Below are 22,625 nucleotides of genomic sequence, written 5' to 3'. Positions count from 1 at the left end.
ACAAAAACTCCCAACAAACAGGTTGTATAGAACATCTACCGTTCAAACCTTTTATTGGGAGTTTTATTTATTGTATTCTCAATTTTTTATTTTTAATTTTCTCTCTTGTCATAAATATACCATCTACCGATGTCATAATCAGAACCGGTATAAATGCCACAAGATATCTGGAATTGCATTCCCAAATTGACAGGAATAAAATAATTCCAAACAACGCTATCCTTAAAACAAGCATTTTCTGCTGTTCATTAGTTCTTCTTATTGCAAAGATTCCCGATAACAATATTCCGACAATAAGTACAATATAATATAGCCATGAATAAATTAAACCTATCCAATGGTCACTGCCATGAAAAGTAAATACTCTTTGCCATATTCCATTCTCGTCTACAGGAAATCTGCCGGCATAATCATCACCTGCCAAACAACTGTCTCCCCAGGTTCTTTTAAGCTTTGTATAACATATATGCTCTATCAAACCTGCTTTGCCTTTTTCCCTTACACGCTTTTTAATCTCTTTTATGTCTGCTTTATTTTTTTCTTCGTATGTAGGAAAACTTTTTGTATATGAAACGTCCTCTTCACAATATCCGCCGGTTTCCCCTAATGCCATCATAACCCAATGTGTAAGTGGAAATTCATTTGCATCTTCCACTTCTTCACTAATTTCAAACTGACTTGAAATCACTTTATTTGATGCACTTACAACTGCCACAACTCCAACCATTGCTATTACAACAAACATTACAAACTTCTTTATTTGCTTAGCATCTTTAAGATTTAAGAACAATTCGCAAATCATAGCCATAAAAAGTATGAATATTGTCACTTTAATTTTGTAAGAAATTCCAGCAACAATTCCAATTAAAATGATATAAGCTATATTTGCCCTTCCGTCTGTTTTATTATATTTAATATAGAAATACAACATAAGAATTGCTAATAGCATTCCTGATGTATCAGTATATGCAAACATTGCATACAAATACAATGGAAGGCAACATACAGTTATGATTCCAACAACAAAAGCCTTCTTTTCATTCCATACAAGCTTTGCTGTTTTGTGAATAAAAAATATTGTTAACTGAACAAATACGCAACTTACAACAATTGATACTGTTTTAAATGTTTCAATGGTTGCTGATGCATAAATCATTCTTACAATCTTAAATAATATAACTAAAAAAGCTAACCAGAACTCATTATTAGGATATCTTGCCACATCCTGCTCATATAGCAATTGATTATGAAATACTACATTAGTTGCATTCTTAATTAATCCACCCCAGTCCCAGGATAGGTTAACTTCCAGTGCAAATGCCATATACACCATTAAAATTGCTGAAAGTACCTGAATTACTGCCCATGTAACTTTAAGATTAATTCTATCAAGCCATAGGTATTGTTTACTCATTGCAAAGGCAATAAGCACAAAAACAGGAACAGATAATAATGATGCAATATATGAGCCTGTAATCATATTCCCTACTACAAGTACACTTATCATGTAAAACACCACAACAAATGCCATGTTAAATATTTCTCCAAGTTTATTCATCCTCATTCTCCTGTTTATCTTCTGAATTAACTTCAACTTTATTAAGCAGAATATCTGCATCGTTTGTGTGTATTCCAAACTGAATTTCTTTCCATTCTTCCGGAATTCTAACTACAAAACCTGCATTCTTATAATTTCTCATTAATTCATCTAAAATATACAGTTGTTTTTTACACTTGTAACGGTCTGTTTTTATTTTTTCGTCTCCGTTTTGTACAAAAATATAATCATCCTTCTTCATAGCATATAAAGGAGTGCTGAATCTTCCACGTAGCATTCCTTCATATCCGGGCTTGTCCATAATTCCAATAACTCTTACATTACGTTCTGATAATCTTGCTAATTGTTTTTCTCCATATTGGAAAACCATATCATTATCCGTAATTGTCTTCTTAGCTCTGACTTTCTTTTTGTACTTTAATGACAATTCCATTTCTATTACAGGAAGTGCTGTGTTCATTGAACAAATAACTTCATCACTTACCTTTTTCAATACATTACTTAACCTGTCTTTAAACGTCTGCATTTCTTCCTCTGGAACCATTTCCATTACAACTTCTCTGTTACCTTCCAATAAGAATAATCTTAAATGGTAAGCAACTACATACTGAATATATGGAACAACTTTAAACTTTCTTAACAGGCTGCATTTCATAAGACGCTTATATCCGTCTTCCAAAAAAGTAGTATATCTTTCTTTTTTTCTCCACGCCTTATCAACAAGCGATGATTCGTTTTCCATCTTTCTGTAATAATAAATGGCACCCCTAGCCAGACCATATTTGCCCAGCTTTAAAATAACCTTGTTTATTGCCATTGCATCTTCCCAAAAGTCCATATTAACGTCAAACTTAAGTGAACGTAACGCCTTGTCTTTTAAGAACACGCCACCAATATAGTATTGAGGATAATTAAAATCTTCTTTTATGTTTACAACTTCTCTTTCTTCAAATCTCCAATTGGATTTATGTTCATCATTTCTTGCTCCAAAATGATATATTTCTGAGGTTACAAGCTGTATGTCCTTATGATTTTCAAAGAAATTCCATACTGTTTCCAAAGATTTGTTATCCAAATAATCATCAGAGTCAACAAACCCTACTATTACATTTTTCTCGTGTTTACACATCTTTATTCCGTAGTTTCTCACTGCCGAAACGCCCTGATTTTCTTCAAAATGTGTAACAATAAAATTATCCGGATATTGTTCTTTGTATTTATTGCATAATTCTAAAGAACCGTCACTGCTTGAATCATCTATTAAATGTATCACCACATTGTCCTTAAATGATAATGTTTGGTTTATTATACTGTCTACTGCTTTTTCAAGATATTCTTCTGCGTTATAAACAGGCATTATTATTTTAAACATAAGCCTCTCCCCCTATCATTTTTTATTTATCCCACATCATAATTGTTTTTCCGAAAGCTTTCTGAATGTCCATTTCAAATGCCTTCTTCATATCTTCTATTGTTCTTACAGGAACTACTGCTCCTACAATATTAGATAAGTAATTTATTATTTCAGGATTAGACTTGTAAAGTGCAACTGTCTTTTCAAAGTCTGCCACACCACTTCTGCTGCTTCCAAAAATTCTAAGTCCCTTTTCAAGTACCATTCTTGTATTAATAGGTACAGGATACTCTGATACTCCAAGAATTGATATTGTTCCTTCAGGATTAATATAATCAATAATCTGATTAATAGCCTTACCTGAACCTGCTCCACCAACACACTCAAACGCATGGTCAATCTTAACATCTTCAGGAATGTGCTCTACTGTAAATGTTGCATCTGCAAAAGTAAAATCCTGTAACTTATCAGGGTTAACTCCAAAAATATACAACTTAGTTTCAGGGAACATAGTCTTAAAGAACACTGCTGTTATATATCCAAGGTTTCCGTCACCCCAGATTCCGATAACATTTCTTCTCTTATGAGCAATCTTGTCAAATCTTCCAATTGCATGAACACTAACACTAACTATCTCAGTAAATGCTGCAACTGTTCTGTCGATATCCTGTGGCAATCTAACAAGTCTGTCTGGAGTGATTTCAACATATTCCTGCATAAAGCCGTCAAATCCGCTTGCTCTAAACTTACTTGTTCTTAAATAATTCTCTGCTATTATGTCATCTTTTTCAACAGGTGTGTTTGGCACCATAACAACCAATTCGCCTGTTTTAAAATTGCCTGAAGGATCTCTTACTACTTCTCCGATTGCTTCATGTATAAGAGCCATAGGTAATTTCTTTCTTAAAATTTCCGCATCTCTTAATCCCTGATAATAACGCTGGTCTGCATTACATATTGATAAATATGTTGGTCGTACAATGACCTTGTTATTATTTAAGTCTATGTCACTATACTTAATTTCAAATCTTCTGGGTGCTACTAACTGGTATACTGTATTTATCATAATTATTTAACCTCCGATAAACTTCCACGAGTATTATTTCTCGCTTATTAATGTTTCAGCCACACGTAAATCATATGGATAAGTAATTTTTGTGTTAGAAACTTCCCCTTCTACCAAATGAACTTTTTCACCCTTTATAACAAAAATCTTTGCTGCGTCCGTAAGAATTGTTTTTTCTTCTTCGCTTAAACCTTCATATAATGATTTTAATTTTTTAATCTTAAATGACTGTGGTGTCTGTCCCTGATACATTTTACTTCTGTCAGGAATTTCTGATATAATTTCGTTATCCATACTTTTTACAATTGTATCTGTTGCAGGAACTACAGTATCGCATGCACCATATTCCTGAGCATATTTAATATTTTCTTCAATAATTCTATGTGTTACAAATGGTCTTACTGAATCGTGTGTAACAATAACAGAATCATCGTCTATTGTATAGTGATCTTCAATGTATGCAATTGCATTCATAATAGTTTCATTTCTTGTAGAACCACCACTGATTACAACTATCTTGTCATTCTCGCCAATATATTTCTTAATTAAGTTTTCTGTGTGATTAACCCACTGGTTAGGACACAAAACAATAATCTTTTCGAATTTATCATTTACATAAAATTTTTCTAATGTATGAATGATAATAGGCTTTCCTGCAATGTTAAGATACTGCTTTGGCTTTTCTACATTTCCCATTCTGCTACCAATTCCACCTGCTAAAACTGCTCCAAATATCATAATCTTGTTCTCCTTACATACTGTATAAAATTTCTTTATATAAACTTCATTAAGTATAACATATTTTCTTTCTTTTACAAAGTTTTAGTGTTTTTATCATTCTTTGCTCAATTGTTCTAAAATATACTTAATATACATTTCCACAATATCAATATCCGACACCTGATACAGCATTCTTGCCCCAACTGCATCTTCGATTTCATTAAAAACCGCCTTCCCGTTATTGAAAGTAAAATCAATTCCTGCATAGTCCTGTGGCAACTTATCTACTATTCTCTCCACCATTGCTTTTTCTTCATTATTAAGAGTGTATTCCTGAACCTTTCCACCTAAACTATAGTTACTTTTAAAGCTTTCCGTCGAGGTTCTAAGAACTGCCTTAATAATTTTATTTCCTATTATGTATACCCTGACATCACGACCAAGATCAGAGCAGCACTGCTGCACAACATATTCCTGACCGTTCATTGCCTTAACTGCCTGTTCTTCTTCCTTGCTGTTATTTACAAGAAATACCTGACTTCCGCCATGACCACTGCAACTTTTTATTACATAAGGATATTCAAATCCTTTATTTTCTATTTTGCTCTCTATTATTTCATTTCCATATTTAACTGCCAAAAAAGGAACCACATCTTTCAAAAACTCATACGTGATTCCTTTATTATTAGCTATTCTTGTAACTGAACTGCTGTTAAAGACTCTCACTCCTTTTTGTTCCAAGAGTTCTCCCATAATGTGATTTCTACTTCTGTTAATTGCAAAATCAACCTTATTACATTTCACGTATTGCTCCATGTTTTCAAGTTCTTCCACAATTACAAGCTTAATCTCTATAAAATGTTCTTTAAACTTGTCCTTATACATTTGAATATAATATTTATTTTTTTCAACATCTACAGCCGAATATATTAGCCACCCTATCATACCTAATCTCCATCTTTTTGATAGTCTGCATAATTGTCATCTGCTAACAATCATGCATCGGGCTATATTTTAAAACTCTTCATATATAAATGTTGGTGCTGCCGAATCCTTTGACATAACAAAATATAGCCACAACACCATAAATATACCATAAAAGAGAAAAATTTTCCCTATAAACATTGCTTTTTCGCTATTTCGAAGGTTGTTTATAAAAATTATAAATTTTTTCATTAAACGTTACCAGTCCTTTCAATGCCAGATGACTTTCGTCTTCAAAGTAATATTTTTCATATTCTCCGTCAGTCATGTCTGCAAGCTGTACATCATACTCTTTTGCTATTTTTCTGATTTTATTATAAATTGCATTTCGCTTTTTCTTAGGCCATCTGATATAGTCATTATACAAACCGTTAAAAGGCTGAAGAACCACCATAACCTGTAGATTTTCCTCTTTGCAGATTTGAAGCAGGCAAGCCAAATCCTTTCCTTCAACGGATTTTTCTGTGTAAGTAGGTTTCCATCTTATGTTATGATCTACAAGTTTTTTGTATTTTTTATTATAAACATTATCAAGCATACCCATTTGGTTTTTTGATGTTTTCTTTATGCCCTTTTTCTCGGCTTTCTTATAGTATTTTTTCCATTTAATCTTTTTGTTTGTAGTACCGTCTGCTTTTTCGTCACTACTTTTACCCAACATACCTGACTTCCATGCATTAAAGAAAAGCTTAATGTCCGCTTTGTCTTCCACCAGCCTTGTGTGAATACTTTTTCTAAAAATATCCCACGGATTCTTACTGTTATCCCTATACCATCTTACATCATCCTTTATTCTATTACACATTGTAGGATTGTTTTTTGTAAGGTCAATGGCTCTGCTTATAACATAATCCTTAGTGCTATCGCTAATGTCTTTATTTTTTAGAAACTCAATAAAATTGCTTTCCGAATAAGTTGCTCCAAATGCGTCCTCTTTAACACCAGTATTTTTAAACCACTGTGGCGACACACTTATGACAATCTTTCTTCCCTTTAATGTTTCTCCTATACTTCCAACTGCAATGGCATGATACAAACTCTGATAGCCACCTTTTCCTATAAAAACAGGCTTCATATCAGTATTCTGAAAAATAGTATTGCCGTGAAATCCTGAGTTCTGGCAATGCTTCAGTTCAGAAGAGCCAAATACTGCAATTGAATTTTTATCCTTTAGCAAATTTTTCAAGCCCTTATTACTTGAAAATTTAGACGGATCAATCCATGTTCCATACTTTACACTATACTTTGGCATTTCTTTAGTAGCTACAAATTTAACTGCTGTAACCGTAACCGCAAACATAAGAAATGCTATAAGTATTGCTTTTATGTTTTTCATCTGATTTATTACCCCTGTTTTTTGCTTTTAACTAATTCCAAAATCTTGTTAACCGTATTAATGTCATCTCTAACAACTTCTGAAGGTGAAATAATAACTCCTGTTTCCTCTTCAATTCTTGTCAAAAGTTCTGCAAACCCTAATGAATCCAAAATATCTTCTTCAAAAAGGTCCATGTCTCTTTCTTCTCTAATAATATCATCCTCACAAATTTCTTCTAATAAATCTAAAATCTTCTCTTCCATTTTTAGTATCTCCTTTTCATTTACGCATTTAATTATTTATTTTGGTTACATTATCTCACCATTATGCAAGCACTAACGAGGTAATGCCTTTTGCACTACAATCTTATATTATATGTCCTGAGAATATCAGAAAACCAAACATTACAAAATTCATTGTTATTGCCCATGATACAATTTTATACCATCTTTTTTTCTTATTTTTCTTATAGAATTTGGACTTCTTCTGGTATATTTCAGTTAACGCTAGCAACACACCGTGATACAGACCATACACCAGATACTGTATTGCAAGTCCGTGCCAGATTCCCATTACAAACATATTGATAATGAAACCAACTGATGCTGTTGTAAGTCGTGTCTTAAACCTTTTCTTCTTCATTGAGGACATTATAAATCTGGTAAAGATAAAATCCCTAAACCATTCTGATAATGATATGTGCCATCTTGCCCAGAAGTCTTTCATATCAGTGCTGATAAAAGGTTTGTTAAAGTTTTCCGGAACTTTTATGCCAAGCATATATCCGGTTCCAATCGCCATAAGACTGTATCCTGCAAAGTCAAAGAACATATATATTCCATATGCATAAGAATATGCCAAAACCTGCAATATTGTTTTTGCCATTACAAGACTCATAACTTTATAAGCAAGGTTTGCAAGAACAAATTTATACAACAACCCCCATGCCATCTTTTCAATCCCCGTTCCGAAAAGCTCTAAGTATTCACTTCTCTTATAAGCCTTCCCTGAATCAGCCATAAATCTTCGGCTTCTGTCTATCGGTCCACAACTGAAAGTCGGGAAGAATATTAGAAACTCTGCAAAATCAGAAGGGCTTATGCTCTCAATAACCCCGTCGTACATTTCAATAATAATCTGTACCACTCTAAAGGTTAAATATGATATTCCTATAAACTGGAACCATCCCATATTTTTAAATGTTTCAAGTTCGCACAGCTTACAGAATATTAATGGTGTTATTGAAAATAAAACAAAAAGCCTGTATATCCATAATTGCCTTCCCTTAGTCCTTCTAAGCCATTCATATATTTTTACAATTGCAAGCTCTATTGCAAAATATGCAAGGAAATATACAAATTTAATAGGTTCACCACCTAAAACAAGAACTATAACTAATATGGAAACTGTTATATTGTACCATTTAAGAGGCTTTTCCAAAAAACCAAGTATAAGAGCACCTGCCAAAACCAATATAAGTACCGTAAAAAAATACTCTCCTGAAAAAAAGCTCATTACAACAATCCTCCTAAATATTTTCGGTCTGCCTTTCCATTGCTATTCATAGGAATGTTATCAACATATTTTATCTTTTTAGGCACCATATACGCCGGAAGTATTTCCTTAAGTTCCGTCTTTATTTGTCTGCTAAATTCCAAATCAGACTTTTCACCTTTATCACCTGTCACAAAAGCTGTAAGACTTTTCACCTTTCCGTCTTTTATATTTGGTAAAACAACCGCGTGACTTATTTGCGGAAGCCTTAGCATATTATTTTCAATATCCTCCACTTCAATACGGTAGCCGTGAAGTTTAACCTGTAAGTCAATTCGTCCGTTATAGAAAAGTTGCCCCTCTTTTAGATATCCTGCATCTCCTGTATGGTATGCTCTGTATTTTATTCCATTACGTTCACACTGAAAGAATGCCTTCTTTGTTAAATCATCTCTTTTATAATATCCGGTACTTACCGTGTCACCGATTATAATAATTTCACCCTGTTGTCCTTCTTCTAATATTTCACCCTGCTCACCGTGAATTTCAATAATTGTTCCTTTTTTCTCGTGTCCAACAGGCAATGACTTGCCCTGACTCATTATATTTTCAAGTAGTTCAGGTGTAATCTCAACATCTGTTACTGCAACTGTAGACTCTGTTGGTCCATATGTATTAATAACCTTAGCTTTCGGGAATCTCTGGTGAAGCTTTGAAACTGTTGCCGTTGTAAGTACCTCACCGCAAAAAAGAAATACTTCCAAATTAGGAATTAACTCTCCTGAAAACTTTCTGTCTGACAAACACATATCTGCAAAAGACGGTGTTGATACCCACACATTAATATCTGACTGTTTAAAGTGTTCAAACATAGCATTGTAATCTTCCTGCATCTTCTTTGTCATTGTGTGAAGTGTTCCACCACATGCAAGACTTGTATACAAATCCATCACCGACAAATCAAAAGAAAATGGTGCCTGATTGACAAAATTCTTTCCTTCCTTGTCCTGCTTTGAACTTCCCAAATTAACTGACCAATCCAAATAATTGTTTAAACAGTCAAAAGTAATCTTTACTCCTTTCGGCTTTCCTGTGCTTCCTGACGTAAACAGAATATAGTATATATCTTCCGGTTTAGTAGCCCATTCCGGACAATATTCTTCCTGTTCCTCTTCTATTATCTTTTTAATGCTGTCAAGATTTTTCACATTATAGCCATCAAAATCCATATCGCCTTCTACTTTAAAAATCACTTCAGGATTAACACACTCTGCCGTATCCATAACTCTTGTATCCGGTATGGATATGTCCTGTGGACAATAAGCCCTTCCTGACTTAACGCACGCTAAAAAGCACACAACCATATATGGATTCTTATGCCCATATACAACAATAGGAACCTTGTTGCTACTAAGGTTCCTATTAATCCACGCAGCAAGCCTGTTAGAATATTCCTCCAACTGTTTATAAGTTAGAACACTATCTCCACTTTTAATAGCAATCCTAGATTCACTGGTTGCTGCATAATATTTAATATTTTCTAATATATTCATACTCTTACCCCTTTATCTTGTCGTTAACTGTATTGAATGTCTGATTGTGATACAATATTGTCGTTTTTTCTTTCCTACACATCATATCATCATATATTTTTATTTTCAATACAATTTTCAACAATTAACTTTTTCTTTACCCTATCTTTAGAATTTCTTTCGTTTTTCATAAAGCTTTTCGTAATTTGTCATCAGATTATATGCCTGACAGATATTTTCTGTGTTATCTAAACTTTATTAAGTATATACTCCATAATTTCATCTGCCACATTTACTCCCGTACAGTCATATATGTTCTTAAAATGTGCGTTAGAATTAACTTCGCACAATACAGGTTCACCCTGCTTTCCAAACATAATGTCCACTCCGGCAAAATCAAGCTTTAACTCTCTGCAGACCTTAAGTGCCATTTCACACTGTTCCTCTGTAGGCGTGTATTTCTTCATCTTTCCGCCATTTGTAATGTTAGCGCGGAAGTCATCTTCGTTAACACGTTCCATTGCAGTAACTATCTTGTCTCCCACAATATGGATTCGCACATCCCTGCCTTTTGAACTTTCAATATACTCCTGCATTATAAAATCACAATGACCTATAGCTTTTATTTTTTCAACAGCTTCATAATAATTATTAACAAGGTAAACCTGTTCACCGAAAGAGCCTTTGTTCTCCTTAATTACCATTGGATATCCAAGGCTGCCTTCGATTTGAAGCACAAATGTATAATCTTTGTATTCCTTATCGAAAGTCATTGGTGCCATATAAGTTGCAGGCATCTTAATATCCGTGTTCTTTAATTTAATAAAAGTAAGTGCTTTATCATCACATGTTTCTATTGCCTCTGCACTGTTAAACACTTTGAAACCTTCTGCCTCTAAAGTTTTTGCAAGCTTAACATCCTTATCCCAAAATAACACAAAATCAGGCTTCTGCTTCCAGTTCGTGCTGCCGGAACTAATTTTCAATACTGAATCAACCTGGTCGTTTGGAAGCTTTCTTAACTTGCAATCTCTCTTTTCTGCTGCTTCAATTAACCAGTTATATATTTCATCAAACTTTTCACTTTCCAAATATCCGTTTACTATTAACCAACCTGTCTTCATAATTCCTCCATATAACGTAAAGAACGGTTAAGGCCCCCTTGCCATTAACCGTTCCGGACTGAAAAATATGTTAGTATACTTGTGAGTCTTAGGAGAGACTCATCTTTTAATTTAAATTAAAAGATTTAAGTATTAGGTACTACGTCTATATTATAACAAATAATATTCAGTTATTCAATATTCATTTTTTATTATCCAACACTAAATGTTTTTTGTGTAAATTGCACACATTAAAGTGATGTTGGATAAGATGCAATTGCTCCGTTTTCCAGTACACTTTTTGCGCAATAACCATTAGATTTCTTTAAGTATTCTTCTAATTTATCTTCTGTCAAATCAGCAATGCTGTCTGTTGTAACACCGTCTTCTGCCAACTGATATAATAATGAACCAATAAAGGCATCTCCAGCACCTGTTGTGTCTATTGCATTAACCTTTTCTGCCGGTGCACTTGCACTTACACTCTTAGTATATGCCTCTGCCCCTTCAGAACCTTTAGTATAAATAACTAATTTAACTCTGCCTGTAAATAACTGTGGCAAAGCATCTTCAATGCTATCTTTTCCTGTAATAAATTCAAGTTCCTCATCAGAAATCTTAACAATATCTGCCTTCGGAATAAATTCATTAATTCTCTTTCTAAGTAAATCAATGTCATCCCAAAGTGCCAATCTTACATTAGGATCAAAACTAATAATTGCTCCACTGTTTGCAGCATATTCAATCGCTTTCTCATGAGCATCCTTCATTGGAAAATCTCCAATTGACACTGAACAAAAATGTAATGCGAAAGCATCCTTAAACCAATCTTCTTTTATTGTTTCAGGCTTAAGAAGCATATCTGCACCCGGTTTTCTGTAGAAAGAAAACTCTCTGTTACCATCATCTTTTAACGCAACAAAAGCTAATGAAGTATTGGCATCATTAATTCTTGAAACATATTCACATCCAATGCCATAATATTCAAATTCATCAACAATTTTGTCACCAAAAGGATCATTACCTAACTGAGTTATTAACTTAGACTCTCCTCCAAGTTTAGTAAATGCTCCACAAACATTGGCAGGTGCTCCACCTACAGCCGGCTTAAAAGATTCCACCTGTTTAATTGGAACTCCTGTATTCCGGGGAATAAAATCTATTAATGCTTCTCCAATAGCTAAAAGTTTCTTCATTTTTACATCCCTTCCTGTTTTTTCTTTTGTATAATTCAATATGATGATACCACATTTTTTACTTTTTGTAACTTTATTGTCTTTATATTAGCTGTTATTTGTGATAAAATTGTTTCAACACAAATATGGAGGTTTTTTATGAGCGAGAGAAAAAACAAGACTCCCGGCACTGCTAAAGATAACAATGCTTTATACATTCTTATTTTTACCGTGGTGGTAGTTATAGGCATTGCTGTTTTCATTTTCAGCAAAAACAATAGTTCAAAAAATGACACTAACAACGCCGGTGCTGTTGCAAATAACAATGCAAGCACAACCGTTTTAAGCGTAGTTGAAACAAATGGCTCATTAGACGGAGAAATTGGCGAAGACGAAACAATTGATAATTATGTAAACTTCTTTGGAGATTCTTCTAAGAAAGCTACTGCCAAAGATTCAATCTTTGACAAAAACATTAACCAGGTTAAAAAGTTTGAATCAAAACGTAGCATAACACTGGACAATCCAAGCGAAGCTTCAGCAGATTCAAGTGACAAGGGTGATACATACACTTACCTGACTTACAAGTTTAACGGTGAAAAATCCCCAGCAGTCCTTGGAATTCCTGTTAACACTGATTCTAACACGTGTATGCTTGTATACGTATTTAAGAATAAAGAATTAACAGAAATAAGAGTTCAGTATGGCGAAGTGGGGATGGACCAGTACAACAACATGATCAACACGCTTACAAACACATACGGACAGGCTTCATTCTCAAGAAGCTGGTCTGACGGTTCAAAAGAATCATGGTGGAAATCAAAGGCATACACACTTGATGCCGTGTGCCAGAAAAATGCCATAACACTTTATTATAAAGTTAATTAGTAAACGAAAATAATAAAAGGATTGTCGCTTTTGTAAATTTATCACCAATGCGACAATCCTTTTTTGTTTTATTCCACAAATATATCTTTCATATTTTGAATTAAGTTTGTAATTTACTATTGAACCATCCTCAGTCAAATTTATTATTGCAATAGGTTCATCTTTTCTTTTAAAAATGTAAGGATTCATATGCAGCCTCCAATTCCAACTTGCTTAACTCTTCATCCAATTTCCATTGAGCAAGTATATCAATATAAAAATAATAAGTTAATACTTATTGATAACTAATGTTGTTTACTCAATATCTATTAACTTATTACTTTACATCTATATTTGCGAGAACGTTTCGACCCCAATTAATTTCTCTTTTTCTTTGCAATATCCAATGTACATAAAATAGTTGGTATATTTATCACTATAAAATCTCCTAACAAATCTATTGCAAACAAGCTTTTATGTGTAGATACTTTTTTATCATTGCTAAAATCATTCTCATCACTTATAGAAGAATCGCTTTCAAATCCACTTTCTTCTATTGCAACAGGCTGTATTTCATCTGCTGCATATTCATTTTCTTTTTGAACAATCTGAAAAATACTTATACCGATAATGACACATGATATGATAAAAGGTATTATTGGAAAAAAGTACTTATTCTTTTTCATACACATTTTATTAACCAAAAACATTATAATTACTAGGATAACTGCTATTAAAATTTTAATCATTCTTTATTCCTCTTTAATGTATTTTATTTATATTTCAACTACTTTCTTTTTCTATACAAAAATAGAAGAAATTAAAACAATCACTACTCCTATAATTGCTACTGATAATCCTCCAATTGACAGTTTATCTAAACCTTCCTTTTTTGTTCTTTTCAACTGTTCCAACAAAAGGCATACCAGGAAAATGACTATTGCAATTAAAAAAATTTTACTTCTCATATAATTTATCCTCCGTGAATTAATATTCTTTTACTCTTAAATGGATTTAAATTAGAATTAATAATATTAGATTTTCAATACATTTCTTGTTTTTCATTTACTCTAAATTCAGAACATAGTCTTCCTGTGAGTGATTGTAGCATAGAAAACGTTTTTATAAAACTGTATTGTTAATTTTTGTTTCACTATGAGCAGTGCACAGCTCAATTACGCTTCGCTTCATTTCGCTGATGCGGCATTCGCCGCATTAAAAAAAGAGAGAATGTTCTTTTCGAAATAACACGACCGAAATTGTAGCCACTGAAATTATATACGTATAAAAACAAGCCGCAGCGAATTTCATTTTCGCTGCGGCTTGGTATTATACCCACATTATTTTGCAGAATATTTTTTCTTTCTTCCATAGACTGCGGTTCCCGCTACGCCTATTCCGGAGACAAAAAACAAAGCAATCCAAATATTTATCATGCTTTTTTCGCCGGTTTTAGGAAAAATATGTGTAACGGTACTACCAGCCCTCGCTGATACAACGGCATAGTATCCTCCTTTATCAATGGTAAAGGATATTTTATTGCTATCGCTTTTTGAAACAAGCTGTGATAGACTTCCGTTTGTGGAAATCTTAGCTACTTTAGGCACACCATAACCCTTTGGCAAGGTAATGTTCACCTGAAGCGTCTTATTCACGTCAACACGAGTTCCGTACTCATCTATAAAATAAATTTCATAAAACAAAATATTGGTTCCGAGATTAGTTGTACAGTCTGAAATCCACTGATAAGCCCGTTTATCCTGTTTGGTAATTGGAAAAATCACCATTCGTAAGGAAGTAACATCGGATTTCGATGTCAATGTAATCTTAATGCCGTCAGGTAATTCTACAACATAATGTCCGTCATTGTCTTTTTTTGCACCGTAACAGCCATCAGGAAGCGTATAAACCGCTTTTGCAAACACGCCGATCGTCTTTTCTTCCGGCAGATTGTTCCCGGTGGCGAAAACCGGCAAAGAACAAAAAATGGACAATATAACGCTGGCAATGAGAACAGCTGTTTTTTTCATATTTTCATCCTCCCACAGTGGTATTCAGCGTTACAGCTCCGGCGCTATAATAAGTATCCGGCTCGTACGCCATTATTTTAAGTTTTATGTTTGCTCCGCTTTTAGGAATTTTGTCAAATGTAACCGTCTTGACATATTCATTCGGCTTTAAAAGTCCTGTTTCGGCAAGAATATTGTCCTCTTCATCAAGAATGCGCAACTTTAACCAGACCTTGTTGCCTTCATCATTGGTTAAGTACACATCCGCGGAGTTACCATTCAAAACGACTTTGCCGCATACATGGGTTGAGAAATTCATTCCATCCTTATAAATCTGCGTCCAGCTTTCGTCCGCCACATCTGGCATACCACTTTGTGCTGTTTCCTCAAATGGCGGCGGTGTAAACTTTGGTTGCTCAGTTCTTCCACCTGTCAGAACAAAAGACAGGACCATTCCGAGAACAGCAAGAAAGCAAATGGCAGCAGAGAAATAAATGGCTTTACACTTCATATTTTTAGACTCCTGTACATTTTTTACCATCCCTCATATCCTCTCCCCATTATCTTGATAAGCAGAAATCAGGGATAATCTCCATCATAACACAGGCTGCATGTTAGCACGCATCCTAAATTCCGATGATATTATTCGTTTACGAGGGTCACTGTTACTACACCGATTTTTGTTTTTGCAGAAGTATCGGAAGCAAGATCTCCGGTCAGGCTGAGAGTTGCGCTACCCGAAGGTGCGGCTGAATATCTAGTATCTACAGCGCTATTGAGATTCAGTGTTCCACCATCAGAGAAACTTCCGCTAATTCCGTTGTATCCTGACTCAGGTGCATAGCTGAGCTGTGCAGTTACATTGGCATTAGAATGATTTGTGACTTCGATTTTGTTTGCGTCTGTCGCGCAACTCCATGTAGCAGCCTTGGCACCGTCATAGCCGTGCGTATCCGGATTCCATGTTCCTTTTGAAGCGTCTGTATAAGTAAATTCCATACTTCCCCAGGCAATATCTACACTGTAAACTGTTGCTGAAGCATCGCCCGCAACATAAGTACCCTTAACCACTGCGGAGTCACTTCCATCTTTAGCTGTGATAGGACTTGCCGCAAAGGCAGTTACAGACGCCGTAGAAAGTAGCGCCAAAGAAATAATAATTGCAAATATTTTTTTCATTTCTCTATATTCCTTTCTGATATAAAATACAAATTAATTCAGGGAAACTGTAATAGAACCGACTTTTGTAAAATTGGTAATATTACTTGCAAGGGTTCCGGAAAGCGTTAGTTTAGTACTTACGCCGTCAGCCCCCGCCACATCATCTACAGTACCTGCGTTCAGCGTTTTAGACTCCACACTGAATGCACCGTTTACATCTTCAAAACCGGAAGCTTTTGCATAAGCAAAACTCACATTCACATCCTTGTTGGAATGATTAGTTACGGTGACCGTATCTCCGTCTGCAGTCCAATTTGTTGTGATGTTGTCGGTATATTGATGTTTAGAAGGATCCCACACTCTGGTACCTGCGGCAGAATAGGTAAATTGCATTGCTCCCCATGCAACGTTTACACTGTAAACATCTGGTGTGTCCGTACCGTTTGCATACTTTGCCTGCACATCAATGCTTCGGTTTTCGTTTTTGCCTATGGTATCTTCTCCCCCATAGGCGGTAACCGGTACTGCCAAAATCGTAAGAGTTAAAAGCATAACAAATAATTTTTTCATATTAAAAATTCCTTTCTTTATGTTTATATATTTCACGCCCTTGCAGGCGAAAAAGTACTACTCCGTCACCGTCACAGTTACGGGAATTTCCGTATTGACCATAGCTTTTTCTGCGCTTGTGCGGTCATAATACAGGACAACGATTTTTCCGTCATAGCCTCCTGCAGCAAGCTTCTTTTCGGCACCGTCCAAAAGGTTCAGTGCGGAAACCCTGTTGCCAGGCTCCAATCTACCCGATTGCAGGATAACAACGTCATCTATTACAAGCTGAAGTACCATATCCTGATTGGATTTTGTCGGATTGGCAAACAAAAGTGTTGCCTTCTTATCCGAAAGGCTGATATCTACCTCTTTTGCATAGGTAAGACCTACTGCTCCGCCGCCCTCTGGCTGTGAGAGTTTTTTCTCCCCATCGTCACCGATTGGTTCGGCGTTTTCCTCAACCTGCTGTGGTGCATAATCTGGAGCAAGGATGGCATCACCATCACGAAACCATATCGCCCAAACGCTTAATCCCACCGCGGCAATTGTAATAAGTAGCAAAAGCAAAAGTAGTAGCCACTTTTTTTTGTTTTCTTTCTTGTCATCGGTCATACTTAATCACCTCCAACTGTTACTGTTACCGAACCGAGTACCGATTTTTCCATTGATTCTGTCGGTTTTCCGTTTAAACTCAACCACGCAGATTTCTTTTCTGCTGCCGGAAGGACAACCGGTGCGGTAATAACTGCTTCCCCATCGGTAAAGCCACCGGACACCTGACTCTTTGTCTGCGTGTATCGATAGGATACGCTGACCTCAACATCGCCACTGTTTTGTACGGTAATTTTATTTCCATCCGTTTTATCCGGACTCCAGCCGACACCCTCGTAGGTATGAGTTTCTGCGTTCCATGTTCCATCCGAGTAAGTAAATTCCATGTCTCCCCATGTGATATCCACGCTGACAATGTCAACATGAATGTCCTTGTAACTTACAAAACTGTTTCCCGCATTATCAACGGCTGTTACAGTTATCCTTATATCTCCTGCGGGGATTTCCGTCAGTGTAAAGCTAACATTGGTTTTCCCGCTTACCGAAATGTTTTCTGTTTTCAGAGTTTCCTCGCTGTTTTCTATCTTATATGTAACCGAAGCAAGCCCCGACAAACCTGTACCATCCTCACCGTCCTTTACAGTCACAGTCATTCCCGATCCTGCGGAATACTCACCAAAGGTAATTTCAGGAGGTGTCTTGTCTATTTGAACAAGCTTAAAGCCCTCTGTTTTATTGGCTTCTCTGCCTGTCTCCGTGTCCCCTGCATTATCGTAAATCTTGTAATAAATGTAATACTTACCTTCATCACTTACGGTAATTGTATTCCCGGTAAGCTTCGTCAGACCCTCGGTTGGAATTTCCTCGGTATTTGAAACTACTTTGTACCATTTTTCGCCAACGCCACTTTGACTATCGCTTGCGGTTATAGTAATGACCTGATCATCTTTCGACCAGCTGTTTGAACCACCGCTTACGGTTACAGTCGGTGGGTCAAAGTCAAGTTTATCAACCTTTATAGTTGCACTGTTCTTTCCGCCGTAGTCAAGATCTCGGACAGTCACCGTATAGTCGCCATTCTGCCTTGCCCAGACCTGACCATTTGGCTCTATGCTTGTTTTGCCATCCGGTAAAATAACTTCGTAATTTTTTCCGGTGTAATTTGAAAGCCTCCAGGTTAATGTCGCCATATCGTTTGTCCATGCTGTCAGTGCACCTTCTATGGTAATCGTCGGTGCATGATTCTCAACCGCCGTTTGGGAAATCACCGTATAAGCCTGCGAATAGGCTGTGCAAGTGTGACTAAGATTATCAAAAACCTTAATATGCAGATATTTAGTTGTCAGCACACTTTCGGTCGCCGTATAAGCAACTGTTTTTGCACCTGTCCGAAGTGTACTCCACGAAGTCGGTGTTACAGTGCTGTTCGTCCAACTGTATTGCACGGTTTTTACTCCCGAATGTGCATCGGCATAGGTTATAGGTAAAACAATTTTTGTATAAACACCACTTTTTGGTGATTCAACGGTTCCGCTTGTCAACTCTCCGACAGAAGCCGTAGGGGCTTCCCGATCAATTTTTTCAACCTGAACAGTTTTGGAAACAGTAACATCTCCCGCTGTCAATAGGAATGTATAATAACCGTTATTTGTAACTGTAACGCTTGTTGCAGTTGAACTTAATGTTGTCCACGTGGTTGCATCCGACTTGCGGTATTTCAGAGTTTCTGCACCGGTTGTCGAAATTTTTATGCTTCTGCTTGTAGCCCAATTCGTATTATTAGCCGTAACAGTGAGCGTTGGTGGTGTGCTTCCCGTTGCGGGGGTTGACGCCGTGCCGAAATCAAGACAAACGTTTTTGTAATCCGAAGCTCCCGTTGTAGCATAAACTGCTTTTACATGAAGATACCACTTGCCATTGCTTGTGCCACTACCCGGTTCTTTACGAATGGATAGCGAAAGCCCTGAATTTTTTGCGGTGGTAAGCTCTGATGATGAAAGTTCCACCCAACCTGTTGTCGGTGCAGTCGTTGAATCCGACCATGCGTAACTCATTCCCGTGGTTTTTGTCTGATTCGCATCAACTTTAATCGTTGCTTTGCCCGTGCCATTGGTAATTCCGTTTCTCGTAACGGTGAATTTCGGAACGGATGTGTTAACGGTTGCAGTTGTGGTACCCGTGCCGCTTGTTGTCGCCTTTGTAGTTGTAACGTCGCACATATCCTTGATATAACTTGGATTTGTAAATCCGTTTACAGTGAGTTTTCCACTTGCGTTATTCGCTACAGTCCCCTTAAAATAGAGAACGTTTGTATTCGCTCCTCCAACATAAGAGGCCGTTCCCCATGATGTGTTCACCTTAACACTTGAAAGAGTGCCACTGTTCGTGCTATCTACAATTTCGTCAAAAATTAACGAAACTATAAATGAATCTCCAATCTTGTAAGTACCTCCTGCCATAGGAGCAACTGCCACAAGCTGGGGTTCAATAGGGTCGTAAATCATAGTGTAATCGTTATAGCTGTTCATGTACCAGATATCTTCGCCACTACCGGCTGACGAGAACCAGACATGAGCGGTATCGTTAATGTCAAACAATATGTATTTGTTGTTTTCGACTCTTCTACCGCTTGCTGCATTCGTTCCGTTTACCGCAGAAATCTGTGTTCCGGTCATAGCCGGAAGATTCAATGCGCCATCAGGCTTAGTTGTACCTGAACCCGTCTCCCATGTGGCGGTAAAGTAAGCACTGCCAAACTTGCTGTCGTCTATCGGTATTGCCGACTTGCTTCTGATCGTAGAAGGACCACAACTATTCGGGGCGTGATTTCCCATCCACGCAAGCTGGTATCCATTTTCTTTTTCTTTAAAATTAAAGTATGCTCTGTAATAAAATCCGGATGCCGTCGCCTTTAAATAGGATGAGTCAATGGCTTTGTTTACATTGAAATTTATCTGATTGGTATTTTTTCCTCTGCTATTTTGAAAATATATTTTCCAGTCTCCGGTACCTGACTGGTCAGCAACCCACTTGTTGCTGTCTGTAATGGTTACGGCTCTTTCCGTCTCATTGTACACAGTTCTGTCCACCGTATATCCGCTAACTTTTTTCAATGTCCTCGTTGCATTTGCAGGACTTCCAAGGGCTCCGCCACCCGTTATGCGGTAGATTTCCACCGAATAGGTACGGTCTGCGTTACTATAAGCAGTGGCTGGCTTGCCACTATACGGTGCGTTTGTTGTCTTTTCGCTTATTGTTATGGTTTTTGATGTTTCTCCTTCTTTAAAGGTCAATGTGCCATTTTTGTGTGTAAAGTGCGTGCCGCCTACCGCCGAACCATTTACCGTGCGGAAATAGACAGTCTGGCTGCCCTCGCTGCCGCCGCTTCTTGTCACCGTAAAGGTATTGCTACCATTGTTTTTTATTGTAAAAGTACCGTATGCGGGTAGGCCCAGCCCTATTGTGATCTCCTCGCTGTAATAAGTAACTCCGCCTGCGGTAATATACGCTCTTGCATAATATTTTACACCCTTTTGCAGATTATTCGCCGTAACGGAAATTTTGTCTCCCGCCTTACCTGCTATGGTCGTCGTTGTTGCTTTTCCGTTATTTACGGTAAGGCTCGGTGAGTTCATAACGCCCCAAACAAAGCCACTTTCTGTAACTGCATCAGTGCCGGGATTGTTCAACGTAGAGGTGAGATTTTTTGTATCTTTCGTGAAAACCGGTGTCGAAATATCCACATAAGAAGAAACGTAAACTGAGCAGATCTTTGTAGTGGTATTTCCTGCCTTATCCGTGACTTTTACCGTAGCATTTTTATTCCCCGGTGTTTTAGTAAAGTCTGCTGGTAAAGTCACAGTAACCGTACATTCTGAAGCAGGCTCATTATCCGTGATAGTGAGCGCAGCCCGCACCGCGTCTTTCACAGCCTCATCGGAGTCTCCCGTCATAACCTGAGTAGGCGTATAGCCAACATTCGGTGCCTGGCTATCTTTCCACTGAGCTAAAAGCCTCGTTGATTTCGTAGGAGTAAAGCTCTGTCCTGCCGCATATGTCGTGCCGGTTTCAGCATCTTTCCAGTTTACAAACGAATAACCGGCGCGGGTTGGTTTTTGGGTAGATATTTTGATGCTTTCTCCCTTCCAAGTCGCCTGAGTGGAAGGAATATTACCTGCATTTTCGTTGTTTCCATCATAGCGTACAGCCAGCGGACATTGAAAATTCGCCGTAATGGAATTTCCCTCGCTGTCTGAAACAACAAATTTTACCTTGTCAGGAGTAGTAAACTTAACTGTATAACTTCCGTGGTCTAAAATCTTGCTTTTATTTCCGTCATATGTAATCGTTACTGTGTAATCCTTTGAATTTCCCGAACCTTGCTTTTCAATATCATTCAATGACGCCGATATATCTCCGGAGGTAATACTTTCCTTCTCATAGTTATAAGCGTAGTATGGCCCGCAGTTTTGTGCTCCGCCATATCCGCAAAAATAACGGTATCCCGTAGGAGTTCCGGAATTCGGAACCTCATAAAGTCCTCCGACTACACAGTTATCAAAATCCTTGCCCGGTGTAACTACGTCCACATAAACCTTTACCTCGGCATTTGTTCCATACTTGTTTTTTATGTAGTGGGCGGATCTGTTTGTCACATCCGTCGCCTTTAAGATTGCTCCTGCTCCAAGCGCGGACACACCATCGTCATAATTGAAAATGCCGTTTAAAAATGCATAAGTCTGACCTGTCGTAAAGGACTTTGTTTCCACAAAGCTGTGGTAAATGAAGGCTTCTCCGCTGCCGTCAATTCTTTTCAAAACTATAGGTGAAGATACCTCCGCCCCACGGACAGCAAATCCGCTGTTCCATGGTGCTGTACCACCAATCTGAGAAAGCACAATAATAAGACTCAAGGTCACCGCCGCCAGGCGTTTTACTATTCTCTTTTTCTTATCCTTCATAATTCGTTCCATTCCCCTTCCCATAAGCCTGTCTGTTTATATGTTTTTAAGAGTTTTTGATCTGTTTTCAGTTTTTCATGCCCTCGTTCATAATTAAATTTTACCGCCTTGCCAAAGGTCAGCTTCTTCTTACTAAAAACGCTCGTATTCTAACCTCCTGACACATTAAATTTAATAAAGTATAACAAAAAACCATCCTTACGGATGGTTTTCTTCGTA

Annotated in this window: 20 protein-coding genes; 1 reads left to right on the top strand and 19 read right to left on the bottom strand. The window is 36.9% G+C overall.

What is annotated here, in order from left to right:
- Window positions 1–67: 67 nt before the first annotated feature.
- The 11 genes from NQ558_RS02550 to NQ558_RS02500 all read right to left on the bottom strand — a co-directional run bounded on the left by NQ558_RS02550 (window position 68) and on the right by NQ558_RS02500 (window position 12,325).
- The gene (locus NQ558_RS02550) at window positions 68–1,558 is read right to left on the bottom strand and encodes a glycosyltransferase family 39 protein (RefSeq protein WP_005361413.1); all 1,491 of its coding nucleotides are present in this window, start codon (window positions 1,556–1,558) and stop codon (window positions 68–70) included.
- Window positions 1,551–2,930: a glycosyltransferase family 2 protein gene (locus tag NQ558_RS02545; protein ID WP_005361414.1), complete on the bottom strand. Its 1,380-nt coding sequence runs from the start codon at window positions 2,928–2,930 to the stop codon at window positions 1,551–1,553. Before NQ558_RS02545 ends, NQ558_RS02550 begins: the two co-directional genes overlap by 8 nt.
- 22 nt (window positions 2,931–2,952) lie before the next feature.
- Complete coding sequence (locus NQ558_RS02540; RefSeq protein WP_005361416.1) at window positions 2,953–3,978, bottom strand: ribitol-5-phosphate dehydrogenase; 1,026 nt, start codon at window positions 3,976–3,978, stop codon at window positions 2,953–2,955.
- Window positions 3,979–4,011: 33 nt separating this feature from the next.
- Window positions 4,012–4,716, bottom strand: coding sequence for an IspD/TarI family cytidylyltransferase (locus NQ558_RS02535; protein ID WP_005361417.1), 705 nt, complete (start codon window positions 4,714–4,716; stop codon window positions 4,012–4,014).
- A gap of 96 nt (window positions 4,717–4,812) precedes the next feature.
- A complete protein-coding gene (locus tag NQ558_RS02530) occupies window positions 4,813–5,643 on the bottom strand; it encodes an ATP-grasp domain-containing protein (RefSeq protein ID WP_005361420.1) in 831 nt (276 codons plus the stop codon).
- Window positions 5,644–5,833: 190 nt separating this feature from the next.
- Window positions 5,834–7,018: a D-alanyl-lipoteichoic acid biosynthesis protein DltD gene (gene dltD / locus NQ558_RS02525; protein ID WP_005361422.1), complete on the bottom strand. Its 1,185-nt coding sequence runs from the start codon at window positions 7,016–7,018 to the stop codon at window positions 5,834–5,836.
- Between the two features lie 8 nt (window positions 7,019–7,026).
- Window positions 7,027–7,263, bottom strand: a complete 237-nt coding sequence (gene dltC, locus NQ558_RS02520; protein ID WP_005361424.1) for a D-alanine--poly(phosphoribitol) ligase subunit DltC — start codon at window positions 7,261–7,263, stop codon at window positions 7,027–7,029.
- Window positions 7,264–7,366: 103 nt separating this feature from the next.
- Window positions 7,367–8,515, bottom strand: coding sequence for a D-alanyl-lipoteichoic acid biosynthesis protein DltB (gene dltB, locus NQ558_RS02515; protein WP_005361426.1), 1,149 nt, complete (start codon window positions 8,513–8,515; stop codon window positions 7,367–7,369).
- Window positions 8,515–10,047, bottom strand: coding sequence for a D-alanine--poly(phosphoribitol) ligase subunit DltA (gene dltA / locus NQ558_RS02510; protein WP_005361428.1), 1,533 nt, complete (start codon window positions 10,045–10,047; stop codon window positions 8,515–8,517). Before dltA ends, dltB begins: the two co-directional genes overlap by 1 nt.
- Window positions 10,048–10,274: 227 nt before the next feature.
- Window positions 10,275–11,150, bottom strand: a complete 876-nt coding sequence (locus NQ558_RS02505; protein WP_005361430.1) for an ATP-grasp domain-containing protein — start codon at window positions 11,148–11,150, stop codon at window positions 10,275–10,277.
- Between the two features lie 230 nt (window positions 11,151–11,380).
- Window positions 11,381–12,325, bottom strand: coding sequence for a carbohydrate kinase family protein (locus NQ558_RS02500; RefSeq protein ID WP_005361435.1), 945 nt, complete (start codon window positions 12,323–12,325; stop codon window positions 11,381–11,383).
- A gap of 138 nt (window positions 12,326–12,463) precedes the next feature.
- Here NQ558_RS02500 and NQ558_RS02495 point away from each other — a divergent pair, with 138 nt between their 5' ends.
- A complete protein-coding gene (locus NQ558_RS02495; RefSeq protein ID WP_005361438.1) occupies window positions 12,464–13,192 on the top strand; it encodes a hypothetical protein in 729 nt (242 codons plus the stop codon).
- A 356-nt stretch (window positions 13,193–13,548) separates the two neighbouring features.
- Here the strand turns inward: NQ558_RS02495 and NQ558_RS02490 are convergent, their stop codons facing one another.
- From NQ558_RS02490 to NQ558_RS02455, 8 genes are all read right to left on the bottom strand, one after another.
- Window positions 13,549–13,920: a hypothetical protein gene (locus NQ558_RS02490; RefSeq protein ID WP_259907638.1), complete on the bottom strand. Its 372-nt coding sequence runs from the start codon at window positions 13,918–13,920 to the stop codon at window positions 13,549–13,551.
- A gap of 51 nt (window positions 13,921–13,971) precedes the next feature.
- Window positions 13,972–14,139 (bottom strand): hypothetical protein, encoded by a 168-nt coding sequence (locus tag NQ558_RS02485; RefSeq protein WP_005361440.1) that lies wholly within the window; start codon window positions 14,137–14,139, stop codon window positions 13,972–13,974.
- Between the two features lie 372 nt (window positions 14,140–14,511).
- A complete protein-coding gene (locus NQ558_RS02480) occupies window positions 14,512–15,201 on the bottom strand; it encodes a hypothetical protein (protein ID WP_005361443.1) in 690 nt (229 codons plus the stop codon).
- A gap of 4 nt (window positions 15,202–15,205) precedes the next feature.
- Complete coding sequence (locus NQ558_RS02475; protein ID WP_147349679.1) at window positions 15,206–15,691, bottom strand: hypothetical protein; 486 nt, start codon at window positions 15,689–15,691, stop codon at window positions 15,206–15,208.
- A 131-nt stretch (window positions 15,692–15,822) separates the two neighbouring features.
- Complete coding sequence (locus tag NQ558_RS02470; RefSeq protein WP_005361447.1) at window positions 15,823–16,359, bottom strand: hypothetical protein; 537 nt, start codon at window positions 16,357–16,359, stop codon at window positions 15,823–15,825.
- Between the two features lie 33 nt (window positions 16,360–16,392).
- Window positions 16,393–16,911, bottom strand: a complete 519-nt coding sequence (locus tag NQ558_RS02465; RefSeq protein WP_005361453.1) for a hypothetical protein — start codon at window positions 16,909–16,911, stop codon at window positions 16,393–16,395.
- 57 nt (window positions 16,912–16,968) lie between these two features.
- Complete coding sequence (locus tag NQ558_RS02460; protein ID WP_005361458.1) at window positions 16,969–17,505, bottom strand: hypothetical protein; 537 nt, start codon at window positions 17,503–17,505, stop codon at window positions 16,969–16,971.
- A 2-nt stretch (window positions 17,506–17,507) separates the two neighbouring features.
- Complete coding sequence (locus tag NQ558_RS02455) at window positions 17,508–22,418, bottom strand: Calx-beta domain-containing protein (RefSeq protein ID WP_040446652.1); 4,911 nt, start codon at window positions 22,416–22,418, stop codon at window positions 17,508–17,510.
- Between the last annotated feature and the right edge of the window lie 207 nt (window positions 22,419–22,625).

Origin of the sequence: Eubacterium ventriosum (genome assembly GCF_025150745.1) — a bacterium.
Classification (GTDB): Bacteria; Bacillota; Clostridia; order Lachnospirales; family Lachnospiraceae; genus Eubacterium_G; species Eubacterium_G ventriosum.
This window is presented reverse-complemented; position numbering and strand designations above follow the sequence as displayed.

Coding starts and splice junctions, on each gene's coding strand:
- NQ558_RS02505 (WP_005361430.1), bottom strand. CDS start 11,150: ATGAAGACAGGTTGGTTAATAGTAAACGGATATTTGGAAAGTGAAAAG.
- dltA (WP_005361428.1), bottom strand. CDS start 10,047: ATGAATATATTAGAAAATATTAAATATTATGCAGCAACCAGTGAATCT.
- NQ558_RS02470 (WP_005361447.1), bottom strand. CDS start 16,359: ATGAAAAAAATATTTGCAATTATTATTTCTTTGGCGCTACTTTCTACG.
- NQ558_RS02455 (WP_040446652.1), bottom strand. CDS start 22,418: ATGGAACGAATTATGAAGGATAAGAAAAAGAGAATAGTAAAACGCCTG.
- NQ558_RS02465 (WP_005361453.1), bottom strand. CDS start 16,911: ATGAAAAAATTATTTGTTATGCTTTTAACTCTTACGATTTTGGCAGTA.
- NQ558_RS02480 (WP_005361443.1), bottom strand. CDS start 15,201: ATGAAAAAAACAGCTGTTCTCATTGCCAGCGTTATATTGTCCATTTTT.
- NQ558_RS02460 (WP_005361458.1), bottom strand. CDS start 17,505: ATGACCGATGACAAGAAAGAAAACAAAAAAAAGTGGCTACTACTTTTG.
- dltB (WP_005361426.1), bottom strand. CDS start 8,515: ATGAGCTTTTTTTCAGGAGAGTATTTTTTTACGGTACTTATATTGGTT.
- dltC (WP_005361424.1), bottom strand. CDS start 7,263: ATGGAAGAGAAGATTTTAGATTTATTAGAAGAAATTTGTGAGGATGAT.
- NQ558_RS02485 (WP_005361440.1), bottom strand. CDS start 14,139: ATGAGAAGTAAAATTTTTTTAATTGCAATAGTCATTTTCCTGGTATGC.
- NQ558_RS02550 (WP_005361413.1), bottom strand. CDS start 1,558: ATGAATAAACTTGGAGAAATATTTAACATGGCATTTGTTGTGGTGTTT.
- NQ558_RS02490 (WP_259907638.1), bottom strand. CDS start 13,920: ATGATTAAAATTTTAATAGCAGTTATCCTAGTAATTATAATGTTTTTG.
- NQ558_RS02530 (WP_005361420.1), bottom strand. CDS start 5,643: ATGATAGGGTGGCTAATATATTCGGCTGTAGATGTTGAAAAAAATAAA.
- NQ558_RS02540 (WP_005361416.1), bottom strand. CDS start 3,978: ATGATAAATACAGTATACCAGTTAGTAGCACCCAGAAGATTTGAAATT.
- NQ558_RS02495 (WP_005361438.1), top strand. CDS start 12,464: ATGAGCGAGAGAAAAAACAAGACTCCCGGCACTGCTAAAGATAACAAT.
- NQ558_RS02545 (WP_005361414.1), bottom strand. CDS start 2,930: ATGTTTAAAATAATAATGCCTGTTTATAACGCAGAAGAATATCTTGAA.
- NQ558_RS02500 (WP_005361435.1), bottom strand. CDS start 12,325: ATGAAGAAACTTTTAGCTATTGGAGAAGCATTAATAGATTTTATTCCC.
- NQ558_RS02475 (WP_147349679.1), bottom strand. CDS start 15,691: ATGAAGTGTAAAGCCATTTATTTCTCTGCTGCCATTTGCTTTCTTGCT.
- NQ558_RS02535 (WP_005361417.1), bottom strand. CDS start 4,716: ATGATATTTGGAGCAGTTTTAGCAGGTGGAATTGGTAGCAGAATGGGA.
- dltD (WP_005361422.1), bottom strand. CDS start 7,018: ATGAAAAACATAAAAGCAATACTTATAGCATTTCTTATGTTTGCGGTT.